This window comes from Pseudomonas cichorii, assembly GCF_015471405.1.
In the GTDB taxonomy this organism is placed as follows: Bacteria; Pseudomonadota; Gammaproteobacteria; order Pseudomonadales; family Pseudomonadaceae; genus Aquipseudomonas; species Aquipseudomonas serbiensis.
This window is the reverse complement of the sequence record NZ_BLVZ01000053.1, coordinates 1-345: the sequence shown is the minus strand read 5'-3', so window position 1 is coordinate 345 and position 345 is coordinate 1. Positions and strand designations below refer to the sequence as shown.

Genomic DNA, 345 nt, shown 5'->3' with positions numbered 1-345 from the left:
GCGTCAGGCGTACTACAAGCGTAATCGCGTTTTTGACGCGCGGGCCATCCAAGATCAAGAAGTGGTGGATTTCGTTCTGGAGAAGCGGCGTCGTCAGCCAAGGCTGGGTACACGCAAGCTGCATTACTTGATGAGCGCCGAAGCACCTGCGGTGCTGTGTGTAGGTCGAGATCGTCTGTTTGCCATCTTGCGTGACGCGCGCGAGCTGGTTCCGCGCAAACGGGCTTATCACAAGACTACTCATAGCCATCATCGCTTTCGCCGCCATCCCAACCTGCTTAAAGCAGGCCCGGAACAAGTTGTAGCCAACGGGCCCGAACAGGTCTGGGTTGCAGACATAACCTA

1 pseudogene is annotated in these 345 nt (G+C 56.5%); it reads left to right on the top strand.

What is annotated here, in order from left to right:
* Positions 1 to 345 (top strand): annotated as a pseudogene (locus JL015_RS27605) (IS3 family transposase); the annotation flags it as partial.